Raw genomic sequence first — 18,088 nt, 5'->3', positions numbered from 1 at the left:
CTCCGGCGCTCTATCGCGAGAACCGTTGACGACCCTGCGTCTTTAGGAGGTTCATCCCGGCAAGATGGAACGGAGCCAATGGGGGATAGTGGCAGGGGCTTTGTCAACTTGCCGGTAGCGAGACGAAATGGTGGCAGAGGTCATCATTGCTCAGCAAGCATTCGACGGATTCTGGGTGAGGTCGGTGAATTCGTGCCACGCAGCGAATCGGGCCGCGAGGTGTTTGCGATAGAGTGAAGCACGCAGCAGATGCCGCTTGAGCGCGAAATGCTGCCGTATCGGACCGAAACACGAGAGGAATGCCTGCGTGCGCTTGCAGTCGCGAAATCCCCGCATGCGACGCTCGCGTTCGCGGGTAGGTTGGTGGCTGTTCTCCGCTCGGTTGTTCACGCGCGCCGCGGCTTTAACGAACACGTGTTTGACGTTCGCCAATTCGGGAATGTCGGTCTTTGCGGCCGGGTAGCTGCGCAACTGGTCGGTCACGATCTTGCGCGGCACAGGGCATGAGCGAAGTACGTGGTTGAAGAAACGTTTGGCTGCAGCCTTGTCACGCCGCTTCTGCAACAGGATCTCGAGTTCGGCACCATGCTCATCGACGGCCCGCCACCGCAGGTATGGCTCACCGCGCAGCGTCACGAACCTCTCATCGAGATGCCAGGTGCTGCCCGGTTTGCGGCGCGCAACCTTGACGCGATGCGCGAAGCCCACGCCGAACTTGTCGCACCATCGGCGGATCGTCTCGTAGCTCACCACCACGCCGCGTTCGAACAGCAATTCCTCGATATCGCGCAGGCTCAGTTGGAAGCGGAAATACCAACGCACCGCGCAGCTAATGACTGCGGCGGGAAAGCGGTGACCGTGATAGAGCGAGTTCGTCTTTTTCATCGCGACATCTTACGCGACCGCCACGGTAACGTGACAACGCCCTTCGACAGAATGCGCTTTTCAGACTTTAAAAACTGTGCGACAGACGGGCGCATTCAGCGCAACTTGTGCGACGAACGCCGCCAGCCTTCGGATCACATCATCGGCATATGCAGATGATGCGGGTCTTCTAGCGTATCGGCGACCCGTTGCAGCCCGTCGCGGCAATCGTCGCGGTTCTGCGGCCCACCAATGCAGAGGCGGATCGCATTCGGCGGATTGCCGTCGGTCGAAAACGCCGCGCCCGCGACTGCCCCGATGCCCTGATTGCGCAGCTGCAATGCGAGTTCGGACGCGCTCCAGCTGCATTGCGTCGGAATCGGTAGCCACAGATGGAAGCCGTCCGGGTGCGCTTCGTACTGCCAGTCCGCGAGCACTTGCGCTGCAATTTCTTGCCGCGCGTGGGCTTCGGCGCGGATCGCGCGCAGCATGTCGGTTGCGGTGCCGTCGTTGATCCATTGTGTCGCGAGCAGCATCGTGTAGGGGTTCGGCATCACGGTCGTCGCCCGTAACGCACCTGCAATCCGCTGCGTCTGCCGCACGGTCGGCGCGCACAGATACGCCACCCGCAAACCCGCACCAAAACTCTTGGACATCCCCGTCACGTAGTACGTCAGCTCGGGCGCAAGCGAAGCGAGCGACATCGGCGCGTCTTGTGGGAGCATCGCGTATGCGTCGTCTTCGATGATCGGCACGCTATAGCGCAACGCGACGTCCGCAAGCGCTTCGCGACGCTGCACGGAAAGCGTCAGCGTGCTCGGGTTTTGCAGTGTCGGATTGCAGTAGAACGCGCGGGGCGTTTCCGCTTTGCAGAGCGCTTCGAGCGCATGCGGCAACGGCCCTTCGTCGTCCCGCGGCAAAGCCTGCAAACGCACGCCCAGTTGCGATGCAATCGCCTTGATGCCGGGATACGCGAGCGAGTCGAGACAGATGGTCTCACCGGGGCGCGCCAGTTGCGACACCAGCGCGACCAGCACGCTATGAATGCCGGGGCACACCAACGTTCGGTCATCCTCACAATCGGGCACGCGTTGCCGAAGCCAGTTGCGGCCCGCTGCGCGATCCGCCGCCGTGCCGCCGAAGTCCTGATAGCGCAACAGACGATACGGGTCCGCGCTCAGCATCAACTTCGCGGTAGACTCGCGCAGCCGCGCGGCAAGCTCGGGCGGTTCGGGCGGCATGTTCATGGACATCTCGACGCTGCTGCCCGCCGTGAGCGGCAAGCTCGGCGTGCGACCTCGCACGAATGTACCGCTGCCCGCGCGAGCGTCGAGCAGGCCGCGCTTGCGCGCCTCCGCATACGCACGCGCGACGGTCGTGTAGTTCAGTTGCAGCGCGCCCGCGAGATCGCGCAAACCGGGCAAACGGTCGCGCGGGCGCAGCCGGCCACTCGCGACGTCTTCTTCGATCAGATCCGGTATGACCAGATAGGCCGGTTTGCGGCTTTCTTGGAGCCGTTTGAGCCAGTGATGCATCAACGTATTCATGCTGGCGTGCCCGTTCAAATTCCTTAATTCACAGTACCACGCTGTATCTGCAAAAGGTGATCAGGATCGCATCCGAATAATCCTTTGATCGCATTGATCGGGGCAGTGCACTCTTTTGGCAATGCATGCACTATCAAGATGCGAAAAATGCTCGGATAGCGTGCCGGATCAACGCGTTACCGAACTCTCGCTGTTCGCTGAAGCGCCTGCCAGACCGCCGCCCGAAAAATTTTTTCGGGCGTCTCTGATAATTTCCGTTTGATTGATCGGAGGATGATTGCATTTTTCGGGCCGCTGATTGGCATAGGCGTTGCGTTAATGCCATCGCCGATACACCCATTGATCGGAATTCATTTTCAACTGACGCGATAAACCGGAGAGTGCCATGCCAGCAGTCAATCAACCCCTTCATAAGAGCGGCGATTATCTGGTCGACTACGAGGAGAAAGTTTTCGAGGACGTCAAGGCCGAGCCCGGCGAGAAAGCGCTCGTGACCTTCCATACGGTCGCGTTCGAAGGTTCGATCGGCTTTGTGAATCTGCTTCAGGCCACGCGCCTCAAGCGCAAAGGCTTCGATACGTCGGTGCTGCTGTATGGCCCGGGCGTCACGCTGGGTCTGCAACGCGGTTTCCCGACGCTCGGCGACGAGGCGTTTCCGGGTCACCTGAACTTCAACAAGCAGTTGATCAAGTTCATGGAGGAAGGCGGCAAGGTCTATGCATGCCGCTTCGCGCTGCAGGCGCTGTACGGCCACGGCGAAGCGTCGCTGATCGAAGGCATCCGTCCAATCAGTCCGCTCGACGTGCTCGACATCCAGCTACTCCATCGCAAGGAGAACGCGCTGGTCATCCACACCTGGACCGTCTGACCGGGTCACGGAAGCCCATCATCATGTCCGATAAACGCGTCATTCGCGCCGCTGCCGTTCAGATCGCGCCGGACCTCGAACGTGCTGCCGGCACGCTCGACAAGGTCTGCGCGGCGATCGACGAAGCTGCCGGCAAAGGCGTGCAGCTGATCGTCTTTCCGGAGACGTTCGTGCCGTACTACCCGTACTTTTCTTTCGTGCGGCCACCGGTTGCGTCGGGTGCGGATCATATGCGGCTCTACGACGAAGCGGTCGTCGTGCCGGGGCCGGTCACGCATGCGGTCGCGGAGCGTGCGCGAATGCACGGGACGGTGGTGGTGCTCGGCGTCAACGAGCGCGATCACGGCAGCCTGTACAACACGCAATTGATCTTCGACGCGGATGGGCGGCTCGTGCTGAAGCGCCGAAAGATCACGCCCACGTTTCATGAACGCATGATCTGGGGGCAGGGCGACGCGGCCGGCCTCAAGGTCGCGCAAACGGCCATTGCACGGGTCGGCGCACTTGCGTGCTGGGAACACTACAACCCGCTTGCGCGTTATGCACTGATGACGCAGCACGAAGAGATTCATTGTGCCCAATTCCCCGGCTCGCTGGTCGGGCCGATTTTCGCCGAGCAGATCGAAGTAACGATCCGCCATCACGCGCTCGAATCGGGCTGCTTCGTCGTCAACTCGACGGGCTGGCTGACCGATGCACAGATCGACTCCGTGACGAGCGATCCAAAGCTGCAAAAAGCGCTGCGCGGCGGCTGCATGACCGCCATCGTGTCGCCGGAAGGCCAGCATCTCTGCGAGCCGTTGCGCGAAGGCGAGGGCATGGTGATCGCCGATCTCGACATGTCGCTGATCACAAAACGCAAACGCATGATGGATTCGGTCGGTCACTATGCGCGGCCCGAACTGCTGCGTCTTGCGATCAATGATTCGCCCGCATTGCCCGTCACGTCGATGGCCCCGGCCGACGACGCCTTCCACGGCACTACAGGAGCCTTCCATGAGCGCACGCGAGAATGTGTCGGCAGCGAGCCGGCAATTGATGACTGAATTGCAGTCGACGGGACTGCGTCTCGTCGATCCGCATGCGGGCGCTGCGAGCCGGCGCGGCGGCGCCGGTCCGTCGGACCACAAGGCGGTCACTGTCGATGGGGTGACGATCATGGTGCCGGTCCATACCAGCACCGCGTGGAATTCGCCGTTCGTTGCGGCGCAACCGGATGTCAGCGGCACCAGCGCGCTGATGCGCGGCACGATCCCGATTGCGAATATCAGCTTCCCGAAACCGCCGCGCTTCTATGCGTTGCAGACATTCGACGGTGTGCCGTATTCGCATATCGCCACGCTGCATAGCAAGGACGTGCTCGCCACCACGGTCCTTCAAACCTGCATCCGTTACGAAAGCCGTCGCAAGACATGCAAGTTCTGCGCAATCGGGCAGTCGCTCGCGGCCGGCCGCACGATTGCCCGCAAGACTCCAGAGCAACTCGCGGAAGTCGCGCGTGCCGCGGTCCTGCTCGATGGCGTCAAACATATGGTGCTGACGACTGGCACGCCGCCGACTTCCGATCGCGGCGCGCAAATTCTGTGCGACAGCGCATTTGCGATCAAGGCGGCCGTCGATCTGCCGATTCAGGCGCAATGCGAGCCGCCCGATGACGACCGCTGGTTCGAACGCATGAAAGCGAGCGGCATCGATACGCTTGGCATGCATCTCGAAGTGGTTACGCCCGAAGTGCGCGAGCGTGTGATGCCCGGCAAGGCGAGCGTGCCGCTGTCGCGCTACATGGAAGCGTTCGAGGCGGCGGTGGCTGTGTTCGGACGCGGCCAGGTCAGCACGTACATACTCGCGGGTCTCGGCGATACGGCCGACGCGATCGTCGCGATGGCGCGCGAACTGATCGACCTTGGCGTGTATCCGTTCGTCGTGCCGTTCGTGCCGATCAGCGGCACGCCGCTAGAAGATCATCCGGCGCCGACGCCCGAGTTCATGCGGTCGGTGCTCGCGCCGATCGGCGCGATGCTCAGCGAGGCTGCGATGCGATCGGCGGATATCAAAGCCGGTTGCGGCAAGTGCGGTGCGTGTTCGTCGCTGTCTTCGTACGAGGAGTGATTTATGTTCTGCGACGCAACCGATACGTTGACGGTCGATGCCGCCTATACGCCGAGCGAGTTTCGCATCAAGTGGACAACGCTGCCCTGGGAAGCGGACGAAGCGTACAAGCTGCGCCGTGCGGTGTTCTGCGTCGAGCAGGGCATTTTCATCGGCGACGATCGCGACGAGATCGACACGCATGCGCATCTGCTCGTCGCGTTGAGTTGTGTCGCCGGCATGCCGGAACAGGTGGTGGGCACCGTGCGCATTCACGAGAGCGAGCCTGGCGTGTGGGTCGGTTCGCGGTTGGCCGTCCATGCGGCGTTCCGCTCGTACGGCAAGATCGGCTCCTCACTGATCCGGCTGGCAGTGAGCAGTGCGCATGCACTCGGATGTGAGAGTTTTTTTGCGCACGTGCAGAGCCAGAACGTGCCGCTATTCAAGCGGTTGCGCTGGGACACGATCCAGCAAGAGACGTTGTTCGGGCGTTCGCATCACCTGATGCAGGCGCAACTCGACGCGTATCCGCCGTGCGCGACGCCCGAGAGCGGTTTCGTGGTGCCGTATCGGAGAGCGTCATGAGCGGTGCGAACGCGATTGACGTGCAGCGCCTCGTCGAACGATTGCGCGCAAGCCGTGGCTTTCAGCACAAGACGGATATCGCGGGCGTGGTCGCGTCACTGGCGAGCCGCTTGCCGCGCGGCACCGACGACCTCGCGCAGGCGGTGGGCGTCGGCGACGATTGCGCGGCGATTCGCGATGGCGACGGCTACCTGCTCTTTGCAATCGAAGGCATGGTCGCGGACTTTGTCGCGGCAATGCCATGGTTTGCGGGCTACAGCAGCGTGATGGTCAACGTCAGCGATATCTACGCGATGGGCGGCCGTCCGCTCGCAGTCGTCGACGCGTTGTGGAGCGACGGCATCGATTCGGCCGATCAGGTACTGGCGGGCATGGCGGCGGCATCGGTCGCGTATCGCGTGCCGGTGGTTGGTGGACATACGAATACGCGCAGCGCGACGTCGCAACTTGCGGTGTCGATCGTTGGCCGTGCGCAGGCTTTATTGTCGAGCTTTCATGCCCGTCCTGGCGATCGTCTGCTGATGGCGGTCGATCTGCGAGGGCGTTTTGAAGATCCGCATCCTTTCTGGAATGCGTCGGTCGGCTCGCCCGCCGAACGCTTGCGCGCTGACCTGGAACTGTTGCCTTCACTCGCGGAAGACGGTCTGTGCGATGCAGCTAAGGACATCAGCATGGCGGGTACGCTCGGCACCGCGCTGATGTTGCTCGAATGCTCGAAGGTCGGCGCGCGCATCGACCTCGATGCGATTCCGCGTCCGGATGGCGTCGATTTCGAGCGCTGGCTCAGCGCGTTTCCGAGCTACGGATTCTTGCTGTCGGTACGCGAGGCGCACGTCGAGCAGGTGGTCGCGCGCTTTGCCGCCCGTTCTCTCGCGTGCGCGGAAATCGGCATCGTCGATGTTTCGCACGAAGTCGTGCTTCAACAGGGCGATGAGTCTGCGTTATTGTGGGACTTCTGCGATGGCGCATTCATCGGCGCCGGCACCGCAGCCCCGGCCAGAGACCCCGCATCATGAACGGCGCGTCGTTGCGCATAGCGCTGTTCACGCATTCGGTCAATCCGCGCGGCGGCGTCGTGCATACACTTGAACTGGCACAGGCACTCCATCTGCACGGCCATCACGTGACGATTTTCGCGCCGGCCGCCGACGGTGACGTGATGTTTCGTGAATCTCCATGCAATGTCGTGCTCGCGCCGGTGACTGAACCGGCAACGAATACCGTCGACATGGTCGGTGCGCGGATTCAAGCGTTGAAACGCGCCTTCATGCGAACGCATCGCGAGCACCAAGCAGACGCATTTGAAGTGCTGCACGCGCAGGACAGCATCAGCGGCAACGCACTGGCCGAACTGAAGGAAGGGGGCGCGATTCACGGCTTCGTGCGCACGGTCCATCATCTCGACCACTTCACGGACCCAAAGCTCGCGCAGTGGCAAACGCGAGCGTGGCGCGATGCGGACACCGTGCTTTGCGTGAGCGACACGTGGACCCGTCAGATGCGCGACGTCTATCACGTCGACGCTCTAACGGTGCCAAACGGCGTGGATGTACAGCGCTTTAGCGCGAGCGCCGCGACGCCTGGTGAATCAGCGGCGTTGCGCGGGAAGCTCGGCATCGTCGGTGCGCCGGTCGTGCTGGCGGTCGGCGGTATCGAGGCGCGCAAGAATACGATGATGCTGCTCGACGCGTTTGCACAACTGCGGGCGACGCACCCCAATGCGCAGCTCGTGATCGCAGGCGGCGCGAGTCTGCTCGATCACCACGCGTACACGCGTGAATTTTTCGCGCGTGCGGCGAAGCTGGGTCTCGCGGTCGGTGAGGGGGAACCGGTTCTCGTGACAGGGCCGATCGACGATGCGCTCATTCCCGCGCTATTCCGTTGCTCTGATGCGGTCGCGATGGTGTCGCTGCGCGAAGGCTTTGGCCTCGTCGTGCTGGAAGCGTTGGCATCGGGCAAGCCGGTAGTCGTCTCACGCATCGCGCCGTTCGCCGAATACCTCAACGACTCTCTGTGCCATTGGGCCGATCCGTACGACGCCGCATCGATTGCATGCGCATTGTGCGATGTGCTGGATCGACCCGACGCAACCGACTTCGTTTATGCGGTGCCGGCATTGCTCGGCCGGTTCAGCTGGCTGACGAGCGCGCGCCGTCATCTCGACATCTACCAGCACTGGCTTGCGAAGCAGCCGTGCAACACCACCGAGGACCTGTGATGCCAGTCATGCACTTCCGCATTCAATGGCCCGACGGCACCGAAGCGAACTGCTATTCGCCGTCGACCGTCGTCAGCGACTTTTTCACGCCGGGCACGCGCTATCCCGTCGACGATTTTCTGCGGCGCTCGCGCGAAGCGCTCCATATCGGCTCAGAACGGGTACGCGAGAAATTCGGCTTCGCCTGTTCTTCCGCAATGGATCAGCTCGCGCAAATCGAAGCGCACGCCGCGCGCTTCGCTGCGCAGCCGGATGCCACGGTGACCGTGCTCGCGCTCGGCTGACGTTGCGTCCCGTTCGCTCAACCGCTCAATCAATCATCGACATTTTCCTGGAGGAGCACGTCATGTCAAGCACAGCAATCCCGCAGCAACTAATCTCCGAAAGCGGCCATTACAGCGTGCTGGTCATCGGCGGCGGTCAGGCAGGATTGTCGATCAGCTATTACCTGAAGCAAGCCGGTATCGATCATCTGGTGTTCGAAAAGAACACCGTCACGCATACCTGGCGCAACCAGCGCTGGGATGCATTCTGTCTCGTCACGCCGAACTGGCAATGCGCGTTGCCGGGGCATCCGTATGAAGGCGACGATCCGCACGGCTTCATGAAGAAGGACGAGATCATCGCGTACCTTGACAGGTTCGTTGCGAAGCTCGATGCCCCCGTGCTCCAACACACGGCCGTGCAACGCGTGACGCGTGGAATCGATGGCCGCTATGCAGTGAATGCGTCGGCGGGCGCGTTTACGGCGGATCATGTGGTGGTCGCGTCGGGCGGCTATCACACACCGATCGTGCCGCGCATGGCAGAGCGTCTGCCCGCTGGCATCGTGCAGCTTCAGTCGTCCGAATACCGCAATCCGCAGGCGTTGCCGGATGGAGCGGTGCTGGTCGTCGGCTCGGGACAGTCGGGTGCGCAGATCGCGGAAGACCTGCATCTCGCCGGAAAGAAAGTGGTGCTCGCGGTGGGTGAGGCGCCCCGTTGCGCGCGATTCTATCGCGGACGCGATGTGGTGGACTGGCTGGCCGACATGCGCTACTACGATATGCCGGTCGAGCAGCATCCATTACGCGAAGGCGTTCGTGACAACACCAATCACTACGTAACCGGTCGTGACGGCGGGCGTGATATCGATCTGCGGAAGTTCGCCGCCGAGGGCATGGAACTGTACGGCCGTCTCGAAGATCTGCGCGACGGGCAGTTGCGCTTTACACCGAACCTTGGCGCGAATCTCGACGACGCGGACGATACGTATAACCGCATCAACGCGAGCATCGACGGCTACATCGAAAGGAATGGCATCGACGCGCCCGCCGGCACACGTTACGAACCTGTATGGCGACCGCACAGCGAGCGCACGACGCTCGATCTCGCGGCGAGCGGCATCACGTCGGTGATCTGGTGTATTGGCTTTACGCCGGACTTTGCGTGGCTCGACGCGCCCGTGTTCAACGGACGCGGCTATCCGGCGCATTCGCGTGGCATCACTGCCCTGCCTGGGCTTTATTTCGTTGGCCTGCCGTGGCTGCATACGTGGGGTTCCGGGCGCTTCTCGGGCATCGCTCGCGATGCGCAACATATTGTTGATGCGATTTGTGCTGCGCGCGGGGCGGCAGTCGGCTCAGCGAGCGCGGCAGCGCTCGCTGCATAAGCCGATGCAGCGGTCTTCAGCACGATACCGCGCCGGTATGCCGCAATTGAGCCTGACCGGCTTGTCCGAAAGCTGGCTGCTAAAGGAGTGCGGACACCGTCATTGGGAAGCGTTAGCAGTGGACACGGGCCGCGCGGTGCCTGAGTTCATCGCCGACGATGGAGTGCGATCCTATGCCGCGTTTACCGCGCTCAGCTTGCGTGCGCAATCGCTTGACGGTATCGACGAAAACGATGACTTCAGCATTGACACAGAACTATGTCGCGTCGGTCCGGTGCGTCACTTCAGCCGGCACCGGATCGTTGATGCTCAGCAAACCGTGGCGACGCTGTCGATGATGTCGACCTTCGTCAATCGCACCGAAGCGGGCAACAACCGCTCCGTGGTACGCGCGGCATTCAAAGAACTGGCAGGTGACATCAAGTCTGTGCCAGACGAAGCGGTTGAGATGACCGAGGCGGGCAAGCGCTTTCGTAAAGGCGGACGCCGTTATGAGACGAGTGCGAGGATGAGTACTTTGGAGCTTCCCGAGGCGGTCGAGTTTTTGCCTTGCCCCAATAACGATTTCAATGGTGCCGACTTTCTCTATTTCGCTAGTTTCGCTTCGTTTGTCGACCGCGCCGAGTGGCAAACGTATCGCTTTCCCAAACCGCCCGTTACGGTCAGTCGCGACGTGTTCTATCACGGCAATATCAATGTCGGCGATGCGCTTGAAGTGACTTTCGTTGCACGTTCGGTCGATTCCGATGACTTGGCTCACTGGTGCGAAGTGAAGCGTCTGAGCGACGGTCAGAAGATTGCGGATGTCTTGACGAAGAAGCGCTGGAGGAGAGGATGAGCCCACGGGAGAAGCCACGTACCGTGCCGCTCCGGCAGCTTTACACCTCCGCTGATATCTCAAGTATAGACCACCTCGACAGCTTGCCCGGCAATGTGCCGTTTGTGCGCGGACCTTCCCCGTCGATGTACACGCACAAGCCGTGGACGATTCGTCAATACACGGGCTACGCGGACGCCGCGGATTCGAATCGGGCGTTTCGTGCAGCGTTGCAGGACGGCGCGCAAGGCCTGTCGGTTGCGTTCGATCTGCCGACTCAACGCGGCTACGATTCGACCGATGCAGAGGCGCTTGCCGATGTCGGTATGGCGGGCGTTGCAATCGACACCGTCGAAGACATGGCGCGGCTGTTCGCAGGCATTCCGCTCGATCGCGTGTCGGTGTCGATGACCATGAATGGCGCCGTGCTTCCGGTGCTTGCCGCGTTCATCGTCGCGGCGCAGGAGAGCGGCGTCAGTGCCGACGCACTTAGCGGTACGATCCAGAACGACATCCTGAAGGAGTACATGGTCCGCAACACGTGGATTTATGCGCCCGAACCTTCGATGCGGATCGTTGCCGATGTCGCCGATTATCTCGCTGCACGGATGCCGCGTTTCAATGCGTTATCGGTGTCCGGCTATCACTTCCAGGAAGCCGGTGCAGATGCCGTTCTCGAATTGGCGCTGACATTCGCCAATGCGCGCGAATATGTGTCGACGCTATCCCGGCGCGGTCGCACACCCGACGACGTGTGTGCTCAACTCAGTTTCTTTTTCGGTGTCGGCACGGACTTCTTCGTAGAGGTTGCGAAGCTGCGGGCGGCGCGCATCGTCTGGTCACGCATTGCAGCCGGGTTGGGCGCGCGCTCGACAAAAGCGCTAGCGCTGCGGATGCATTGTCAGACTTCGGGATGGTCGCTCAGCGCGCATCGCCCGCAAAACAACATCGTCCGTACAGCGGTCGAGGCGATGGCGGCGGTATTCGGCGGTACGCAATCCTTGCACACCAACGCGTATGACGAGGCGCTCGCACTGCCGTCGGCGGCGTCGTCGCGGCTGGCGCGCGACACCCAATTGATCCTGCAACACGAGATGGGCTTGTGCGATGTCGTGGATCCGTGGGCCGGCTCATACATGATGGAGTCGCTGACTGCGGATATCGTTGCGAAAACCGAGGCCGCGATGGCCGAAATGGACGCGCACGGCGGTGTGCTCGCGGCGATTCATTCCGGCTGGGTACAGCAGCGGATCCGCGCATGTGCGGCGAAAACGCAGGCGCGGATCGATTCGGGCGGCACGCGGATTGTCGGAGAAAATTGCTTTCGCGATGAATCGTCGGACGTCGCCCCCGAGTGTTTCGAGGTCGATAACCGGCACGTGCGTCAGCTGCAAGCACTTCGGATCCAGGCGGTGCGCGCCCAGAGGAATGATCGGGACGTGGCTGCAAGTCTTGCGAGGTTCGCCCAGACGGCACGCGACGGGCAAGGGAATCTACTGGCGGCGACGGTCGAATGTATTCGCTTGCGGGCGACCGTCGGCGAATGCACGCGCGCGCTCGAAGCGGTATGGCCGCGTTACATGCCACCGCGCACGAATAGCACAGGACACTATGGCAACGAGAGAGGCAACGATCCTGAGTGGGTTCGCGCGTGTAACGATGTGCAGGCGCTGAGCGGGGAGTTGGGTAGACGCCCACGCATTCTGATCGCGAAAATCGGGCAGGACGGTCATGATCGCGGCATGAAGATCGTAGCGGGCGCGTTGTCGGATGCCGGTTTCGACGTGAGGGAAGGGCAATTTTTTGAATCAGTCTCGGAGATCGTCGAGCGGACGGTGCAATGCGAAGGCGAAGTTCTGGGCATATCGACGATGGCGGGGGCGCACCTGACGGTCGTGCCGCAACTACTCACCGAACTTGCCTCAAGGGGACTCAGCATTCCCGTCGTAGTCGGTGGCATCGTGGCGCACGCCCATCATCAGCAGCTATTCGACCACGGGGTAGCGGCGATTTTTGGTCCAGGAACACCTATCGATACGATCGTTCGCTTCTTGTGTGACTTGAGCGCAAAGCGTTGCGTTGCTGAGAGAACGGTCCGAGAGGCAAGCGCGATGGAGGCCGATGTGTGCCATGACGGCGAGTGTGCTTTCTCTTTATGCGCTGACGCGGCCGAGCGGATGGGCCGTGAATGAAATGCGCGACTGACGATCGCGTCGGCGGATGCCCCGGCTGCAGTCCACCGCGAGGGAACTCATCGGCCTCTGTCAGGTTGAGGGACCTAGATAACCTGTCGCCCAGTAGCAGTTTTCTTCACGGAACAATTTCTCGGCTGCGGCATGGACGGTCTAGCACGCTGCGGAAAGGTTGTGTCGAATGAAAGGGACTTCCCCGTCCCGAGGCTGCGGCGCAAGCCGCGAATCGGCATCAACGTGCCATGATGAAGTGTCGACCTTCATCAACACGACAGGAGGGGAAGTCCATGTCCATTGTCGCCATCCGAATCGATCTTGCCAAGAACGTCTTTGCGGTTCACGGAGTGGATGAAGCTGGCAAGGCGGTATTGATCAGGCCACGTGTCTCACGCGATCAACTGGTCACGCTGATTGCCCAGTTACCGGCTTGTCTCATTGGCATGGAAGCCTGCTCGGGTGCACATCACTGGGCGCAAATGTTCCAGCAGTACGGCCACACGGTAAAGCTGATGGCACCGGAAACTTGCCGCCAGGTGATAGGCGGCATCTTCCAATCCTTTTCAATGTTGCGCAAGGCCAGATACAGCAGCTTGCTGGCGACTTCGTGGCTCGGGGCTCCGGGTGGATGTTATCTCAACCAAGATTACTATTACTATCACTGCACCTCTCTCAACCGGTATTGCCGGGCTCTTCAAAAGGAACTCAATCATGGATCGAAATGAAGTCACGAAGAAAATCGTCGCCGCGAAGGTTGCCGGCAAGCTGACGTGGGCCGAGATCGCCGCGAAGATCGGCAAGAGCAAGGAGTGGACGACCGCCGCGCTGCTCGGTCAGATGACGCTCGATGCGAAACAGGCGGGGGTCGCCCGCGAACTGTTCGACCTCACCGACGAAGAAACCGCGTGGCTGCAAATCGTCCCGTACAAAGGTTCGCTGCCGAACGCGGTGCCGACCGACCCGCTGATCTATCGCTGGTACGAGATCGTCAATGTGTACGGCACCACGATCAAGGAGTTGATCCACGAGGAGTTCGGCGACGGCATCATGAGCGCGATCGACTTTTCGATGGATATCCAGCGCGAGCCGAATGCGAATGGCGACCGGGTCCAGGTGGTGCTCAGCGGCAAATTCCTGCCCTACAAGTCGTACTGATAGCGTCATCCGGCCAGGGCAAGCGACACGCCCGGCGCGCCGCTTGCGATCGCGAAGCAGCTCGTCGATCCGCGCCGCCCAACGCTGCGGCGCCGGCAGAACCTGCCGCACTGGCGCGGATAACCGTCCCTCCTGTTCGACCGGGCGACTGGCGTATGCGCGTTTCAGGAACTGCTCATTGTTGGGCATTGTCACGTTCGTAAGATGGTGCGATGAAGAAATCAAAATCGCTTTATCACGGTCATCGTTTTCCCGCTGGCGTTATCAGTTGCGCCGTGCGTTGGTATTTCCGCTTTCAGTTACCGGCCAGGGCCCCGTGCACCGTGCACCGTGCACCGTGCACCGTGCACCATTAGAAAGGAAGTGCGCAGCGATGCGGTCTCGCCGATTTGCGCGACTTCGCTGTGCAGCCAGCAACATGGCGGGGCGTCGGGCGCCGCAGCGAGGCTGCGCCGCTCCTTCTTCTCCCGCCCGCGCACGAAGCGCGAATCTGGGCGCCACCTGAGCACCGCGTCGCGTGCGCATTCGCCTGCCGTCTGGTGATCAGCGACGCACGAAGTCGGTCGGTGTCAGTTCAAGCGTTGTGGTCGGATGGGCGAGCAGCTTCCGTTCGGCGATGGCCCGGATGCGGCTGTAACCGTCACGAAATGTCTTCAGGATCCGCGCGTCGCTGGCCTGCGGTTCAAGCCAGAAGCAGGCTTCCAGCGCCCGGATGGTGATGACGCATCCAACCGTGCTGTTCTGATGGGGGAGGCCGAAGGCCACTCCGCGGCGATTCGCGAGCACTTGCGGTTCAAGGTCGAGGAGTTCCATAGGCGGTCAGGGGTGACGCTTCAGGGAGCGTTAAGAGCATTTTTGCACAGGCGATGCAATCTGAATATGGGACGGCTGTCAGTTATCGCCATTGGAATGATGCGGCCCTGATAATAAGCAAGAACTTTCAGGCGCGGCTGCGGCGCCTGCCGCCGGCGCGGGAAGCATCGCGCTTCGACGTCACGCGGCGATGGGCGTGGCGCGGCGGACCGGATCCAGTTACCAGCGGCGATTGCGCAAACGCGCGCCGATGCGGTAGGGTGGCGCGATCAACAACCACAACGAGGAATGACTCATGAACAAGCAGGAACTGGTCGACGCCGTCGCTGCAGCGACGGGTGACAGCAAGACGGCAACGGCGGAAATGATCGACGCCTTCATCGGCACCGTGACGGCGGCGATCACGGAAGGTGAGACCGTGCAATTGATCGGTTTCGGTTCGTTTTCGACAGGCGCGCGCGCCGCGCGCGTGGGCCGCAATCCGGCAACCGGCGCCGAAATCCAGATCGCCGCCGCGAAAACCGTGAAGTTCACGGCCGGCAAGGCGTTCAAGGATGCGGTGAACGGCGCCTGACAGCAGGATCACGTTGCCTGTGTCGCCGGAGGCGGCAATGCCAGAGGGCTTGCCGTCTGCACAAAGGCTGTTGTTGCTACCGGCGACTATCGTTGAGACGGGCAACGCGCGGCCAGCCGCCTGGATCGGTCGCCGTCGACCTGGTAGCATGAGCGGCGAAAATGCCGTGGCGCACCGGGGCGCTGCTGCGCTACCAGGCGCGCATCGTGCGGGTTGTCGCCGAAGCGCGGATTCAGCGCGCTATGATCGAATCGCTCGACACCACAGGCTGGACCTTCGTCAGCACCGTCAAATGGGACAGCCTGCGCGAGCTTGGCGCGCAGCTATTCTGATTTCAGACGTCTCTGCTGCAAAGTCTGACCTCGTCTTTCAACTTCCTGCTCGGTTGAACCTGAACGCTCCAGTTTCTACGCGAAGACCAAGGTCGCGGGCCTGACGGTGATTCACACATCACATCGCAGTGGATGCGGAAATTTGCCGCTTTATACTTGCGCGGATATCAATAGGGAAACGGTATGCGGCGCGTGATTGTCCGGCAGTCTTCAGTTCATGGCAGGGGTGTTTTCGCGATGCGCGCCCTCGCGGCAGGCGAGCGCGCGCTCGAGTACAAGGGCGAAATTACACGCTGGCGCGAGGCCGTGCGTCGTCACCGGCGGGAAGGCGTCTCTGGACATACGTTCCTCTTTGGGCTGTCCGATGGACGCGTGATTGACGGCAGCCGTGGCGGCACTAGCGCGCGATGGCTGAACCATGCGTGTGCCCCCAACTGCGAGACCATCGAAGACGGCAGTCGCATCTTCATCCAGACGCTGCGGCCGATCGACGTCGGCGAAGAACTGTTTATTTAATATCTGCTGGCGACTGACGATCCGCTCGATGAAGGGGTTCGCGCGCAGTACGCGTGCCGGTGCGCCGCATTGGATTGTCGTCAGTCGATGCTGGGGGACGCGGGGTGAACAGGGTGTCGAAGGTAGTCAGTAAACAGCGAGGTTCGGGAAAGCGGTCACGCAACGAAGCCGTAGAACGCAATAATTCTGTCAACCCGAAATTGCGCTTCCAGCCGGGTCTCGATCGGGATCGCATCATGGCGCTGGCACAACTCGACTTCATCGAACGAGGTCAGGCCGTGCATTTCCTCGGTCCGCCCGGAACCGGCAAATCACACCTGTGCATAGCGCTTGGCGTTGAGGCCGTTCGTGCCGGTAAGAGTGTCTACTTCGGTACGCTTGCCGAGATCGTCGCGTCGATGGTGAAGGCCGAGCGCGAAGGTAACCTCGCAGAGCGCGTGCGCTTCCTTGCATGGCGGCAGATTTGCCACGAGAGGCGTACTCAAGGTTCCTTGGACGGCGTTCGTTCGATGAAATCTTGGGCAATGGCGCGCCCGGCAAGTCTGGATGCGGGGCCGACGCATTGCGTCTCATCATTCCGGAAGGGATAGTCAGACATACGTCGGTATGATGGACAAGTCGACGCTCCAGGGTCTAGCTTGAATAAGCAATCATTGGCAAGCGACCTTATGTCCTCCCGAAGCCCCTCGCAACGACAGCCGCGGGCTTCCGTTTCCGGGATCGTCTGGATTGTCGACGACGACGAATCATCCCGCCTGGCGCTCGAAAGCCTGGTGCAATCGCTCGGCTATTCGACCGAAACTTACTCGCTGCCTTCGGACTACCTGGCGGCGCGGGCGTCGCACCTTCGCACCGAAAACGGAGTCCTGCTTTCCGACGTCCGCATGCCCGGCATGTCAGGATTGGAGTTACTTGACCGTCTTGTCGCACTGGGCGCCGCGCCGCCGACGATCTTCGTGAGCGCGTTTCCCAGCGACGCGCTGCGAGTGCAGGTGCAGTCCAGCACAGCCATCACGCTGCTCGACAAGCCCGTGGACGCGGCGCTCCTGAAACGAGCACTCGGCAACGTCGGGATTTAGGCAGGGGCGCACAAAACAGCGTTTTGCGGACCTCTTTCCGTCAATGGCGGCTGGCGCATGCCTAAGGGCGCGGCTTTCTTTGTTACCGCCCAATTTCGAGTGCGGCGGCCTTGAAAACGAGATCCGGGAGTGACCGCGCGTCCATTTTCTTCATCAACTGGCCGCGATGGATTTTCACCGTGACTTCGCTCAGGTTGAGTTGCGCGGCGATCTGCTTGTTGAGCATTCCGCTGACCACCAGCGCCAGGATCTCGCGTTCGCGCGGCGTCAGCGAGGCGTACGCGGCGCGTACAGCCGCGAGGCTGTGTTCCTTTTCGATGCGTTGCGAGTCTTTCGAAATTGCCTCGGAAATCGCGTCGAGCATATCCTGGTCACGAAACGGCTTCGGAAAAAAATGGAATGCACCAGCTCTCATCGCTCGCACCGACATTTCGATGTCGCCGTGCCCCGTCATGAAGAGAACCGGCATTTGCAGTCCCTCGCGTGCCATCGCCTGCTGGAACGCCAGCCCGCTTTCGCCTTTGAGCCTGACATCGAGGATGAGACAGCTTGGGCCGGCGGGTTTGCGAAACGTCACGAATTCCTGCACCGAACAGAACGTCTCGACGGAATACCCGGCCGACTCCAGTAGGTCGCACAGCGCGAGGCGGATGGACTCTTCGTCGTCGACGACAAAGACTGTCGAGCCGCGGATTCCACCCGCGGACGACGGTACATGCCGATCGGTAGCCATAAACGAGTCCTCAACACGCCACGATGCGGCGGACTGATGAGACATTTTCGCCGCTTGAC

18 protein-coding genes and 4 pseudogenes are annotated in these 18,088 nt (G+C 61.5%); 18 read left to right on the top strand and 4 right to left on the bottom strand.

The window, feature by feature from the left end; all coding sequences use genetic code 11:
* Positions 1-150: 150 nt before the first annotated feature.
* Both OKW35_RS48500 and OKW35_RS48495 read right to left on the bottom strand, forming a co-directional pair.
* Positions 151-885 (bottom strand): IS6 family transposase, encoded by a 735-nt coding sequence (locus OKW35_RS48500; protein WP_429555844.1) that lies wholly within the window; start codon positions 883-885, stop codon positions 151-153.
* Between the two features lie 134 nt (positions 886-1,019).
* Positions 1,020-2,411: a PLP-dependent aminotransferase family protein gene (locus tag OKW35_RS48495; protein ID WP_429555843.1), complete on the bottom strand. Its 1,392-nt coding sequence runs from the start codon at positions 2,409-2,411 to the stop codon at positions 1,020-1,022.
* Between the two features lie 385 nt (positions 2,412-2,796).
* Here OKW35_RS48495 and OKW35_RS48490 point away from each other — a divergent pair, with 385 nt between their 5' ends.
* The 13 genes and pseudogenes from OKW35_RS48490 to OKW35_RS48430 form a co-directional block, all read left to right on the top strand.
* Positions 2,797-3,279: an MSMEG_0572/Sll0783 family nitrogen starvation response protein gene (locus OKW35_RS48490; RefSeq protein ID WP_018420671.1), complete on the top strand. Its 483-nt coding sequence runs from the start codon at positions 2,797-2,799 to the stop codon at positions 3,277-3,279.
* A 23-nt stretch (positions 3,280-3,302) separates the two neighbouring features.
* On the top strand, positions 3,303-4,325 hold the full coding sequence (locus OKW35_RS48485; RefSeq protein ID WP_429555842.1) for a Nit6803 family nitrilase: 1,023 nt from the start codon (positions 3,303-3,305) through the stop codon (positions 4,323-4,325).
* Positions 4,318-5,388 carry an MSMEG_0568 family radical SAM protein gene (locus tag OKW35_RS48480; RefSeq protein WP_035470894.1) on the top strand — a complete coding sequence of 357 codons (1,071 nt, stop codon included), beginning with the start codon at positions 4,318-4,320 and terminating at the stop codon, positions 5,386-5,388. The genes OKW35_RS48485 and OKW35_RS48480 overlap by 8 nt, the downstream gene beginning before the upstream one ends.
* 3 nt (positions 5,389-5,391) lie before the next feature.
* Positions 5,392-5,952, top strand: a complete 561-nt coding sequence (locus tag OKW35_RS48475) for an MSMEG_0567/Sll0786 family nitrogen starvation N-acetyltransferase (RefSeq protein WP_018420674.1) — start codon at positions 5,392-5,394, stop codon at positions 5,950-5,952.
* On the top strand, positions 5,949-6,968 hold the full coding sequence (locus tag OKW35_RS48470) for a sll0787 family AIR synthase-like protein (RefSeq protein WP_429555841.1): 1,020 nt from the start codon (positions 5,949-5,951) through the stop codon (positions 6,966-6,968). Before OKW35_RS48475 ends, OKW35_RS48470 begins: the two co-directional genes overlap by 4 nt.
* Positions 6,965-8,170: an MSMEG_0565 family glycosyltransferase gene (locus OKW35_RS48465; RefSeq protein ID WP_429555840.1), complete on the top strand. Its 1,206-nt coding sequence runs from the start codon at positions 6,965-6,967 to the stop codon at positions 8,168-8,170. Before OKW35_RS48470 ends, OKW35_RS48465 begins: the two co-directional genes overlap by 4 nt.
* Positions 8,170-8,454: an MSMEG_0570 family nitrogen starvation response protein gene (locus OKW35_RS48460; RefSeq protein ID WP_429555839.1), complete on the top strand. Its 285-nt coding sequence runs from the start codon at positions 8,170-8,172 to the stop codon at positions 8,452-8,454. The genes OKW35_RS48465 and OKW35_RS48460 overlap by 1 nt, the downstream gene beginning before the upstream one ends.
* Before the next feature lie 62 nt (positions 8,455-8,516).
* On the top strand, positions 8,517-9,821 hold the full coding sequence (locus OKW35_RS48455) for an MSMEG_0569 family flavin-dependent oxidoreductase (RefSeq protein ID WP_429555838.1): 1,305 nt from the start codon (positions 8,517-8,519) through the stop codon (positions 9,819-9,821).
* Positions 9,822-9,825: 4 nt separating this feature from the next.
* Entirely contained in the window at positions 9,826-10,659 is an 834-nt protein-coding gene (locus OKW35_RS48450; RefSeq protein WP_429555837.1) for a Pnap_2097 family protein, read from the top strand.
* A complete protein-coding gene (scpA, locus tag OKW35_RS48445; RefSeq protein WP_429555836.1) occupies positions 10,656-12,830 on the top strand; it encodes a methylmalonyl-CoA mutase in 2,175 nt (724 codons plus the stop codon). The genes OKW35_RS48450 and scpA overlap by 4 nt, the downstream gene beginning before the upstream one ends.
* 287 nt (positions 12,831-13,117) lie before the next feature.
* Positions 13,118-13,351: pseudogene (locus tag OKW35_RS48440) on the top strand (IS110 family transposase); the annotation flags it as partial.
* A gap of 187 nt (positions 13,352-13,538) precedes the next feature.
* On the top strand, positions 13,539-13,982 hold the full coding sequence (gene cynS / locus OKW35_RS48435) for a cyanase (RefSeq protein WP_018420682.1): 444 nt from the start codon (positions 13,539-13,541) through the stop codon (positions 13,980-13,982).
* Positions 13,983-14,194: 212 nt separating this feature from the next.
* Positions 14,195-14,293 (top strand): annotated as a pseudogene (locus OKW35_RS48430) (IS6 family transposase); the annotation flags it as partial.
* A gap of 232 nt (positions 14,294-14,525) precedes the next feature.
* On the opposite strand, the gene OKW35_RS48425 reads toward OKW35_RS48430, so the two are convergent.
* On the bottom strand, positions 14,526-14,795 hold the full coding sequence (locus OKW35_RS48425; RefSeq protein WP_018420684.1) for a DUF1488 family protein: 270 nt from the start codon (positions 14,793-14,795) through the stop codon (positions 14,526-14,528).
* Between the two features lie 295 nt (positions 14,796-15,090).
* On the opposite strand from OKW35_RS48425, the gene OKW35_RS48420 reads away from it, so the two are divergent.
* The 5 genes and pseudogenes from OKW35_RS48420 to OKW35_RS48400 all read left to right on the top strand — a co-directional run bounded on the left by OKW35_RS48420 (position 15,091) and on the right by OKW35_RS48400 (position 17,296).
* Positions 15,091-15,369 (top strand): HU family DNA-binding protein, encoded by a 279-nt coding sequence (locus OKW35_RS48420; RefSeq protein ID WP_018420685.1) that lies wholly within the window; start codon positions 15,091-15,093, stop codon positions 15,367-15,369.
* Positions 15,370-15,530: 161 nt separating this feature from the next.
* The gene (locus OKW35_RS48415; RefSeq protein WP_429555835.1) at positions 15,531-15,701 is read left to right on the top strand and encodes a hypothetical protein; all 171 of its coding nucleotides are present in this window, start codon (positions 15,531-15,533) and stop codon (positions 15,699-15,701) included.
* A 183-nt stretch (positions 15,702-15,884) separates the two neighbouring features.
* Positions 15,885-16,325, top strand: a pseudogene (locus tag OKW35_RS48410) (SET domain-containing protein).
* Positions 16,326-16,423: 98 nt separating this feature from the next.
* Positions 16,424-16,669, top strand: a pseudogene (locus OKW35_RS48405) (ATP-binding protein); the annotation flags it as partial.
* Positions 16,670-16,855: 186 nt separating this feature from the next.
* A complete protein-coding gene (locus tag OKW35_RS48400) occupies positions 16,856-17,296 on the top strand; it encodes a response regulator transcription factor (protein WP_026225839.1) in 441 nt (146 codons plus the stop codon).
* A gap of 82 nt (positions 17,297-17,378) precedes the next feature.
* Here the strand turns inward: OKW35_RS48400 and OKW35_RS48395 are convergent, their stop codons facing one another.
* A complete protein-coding gene (locus OKW35_RS48395) occupies positions 17,379-18,029 on the bottom strand; it encodes a response regulator transcription factor (protein ID WP_429555834.1) in 651 nt (216 codons plus the stop codon).
* Positions 18,030-18,088 lie beyond the last annotated feature (59 nt).

This window comes from Paraburkholderia sp. MM5477-R1 (assembly GCF_050436385.1).
GTDB lineage: Bacteria > Pseudomonadota > Gammaproteobacteria > Burkholderiales > Burkholderiaceae > Paraburkholderia > Paraburkholderia tuberum.
The sequence above is the reverse complement of the archived record's forward strand: the minus strand, read 5'-3'. Positions and strand labels throughout refer to the sequence as shown.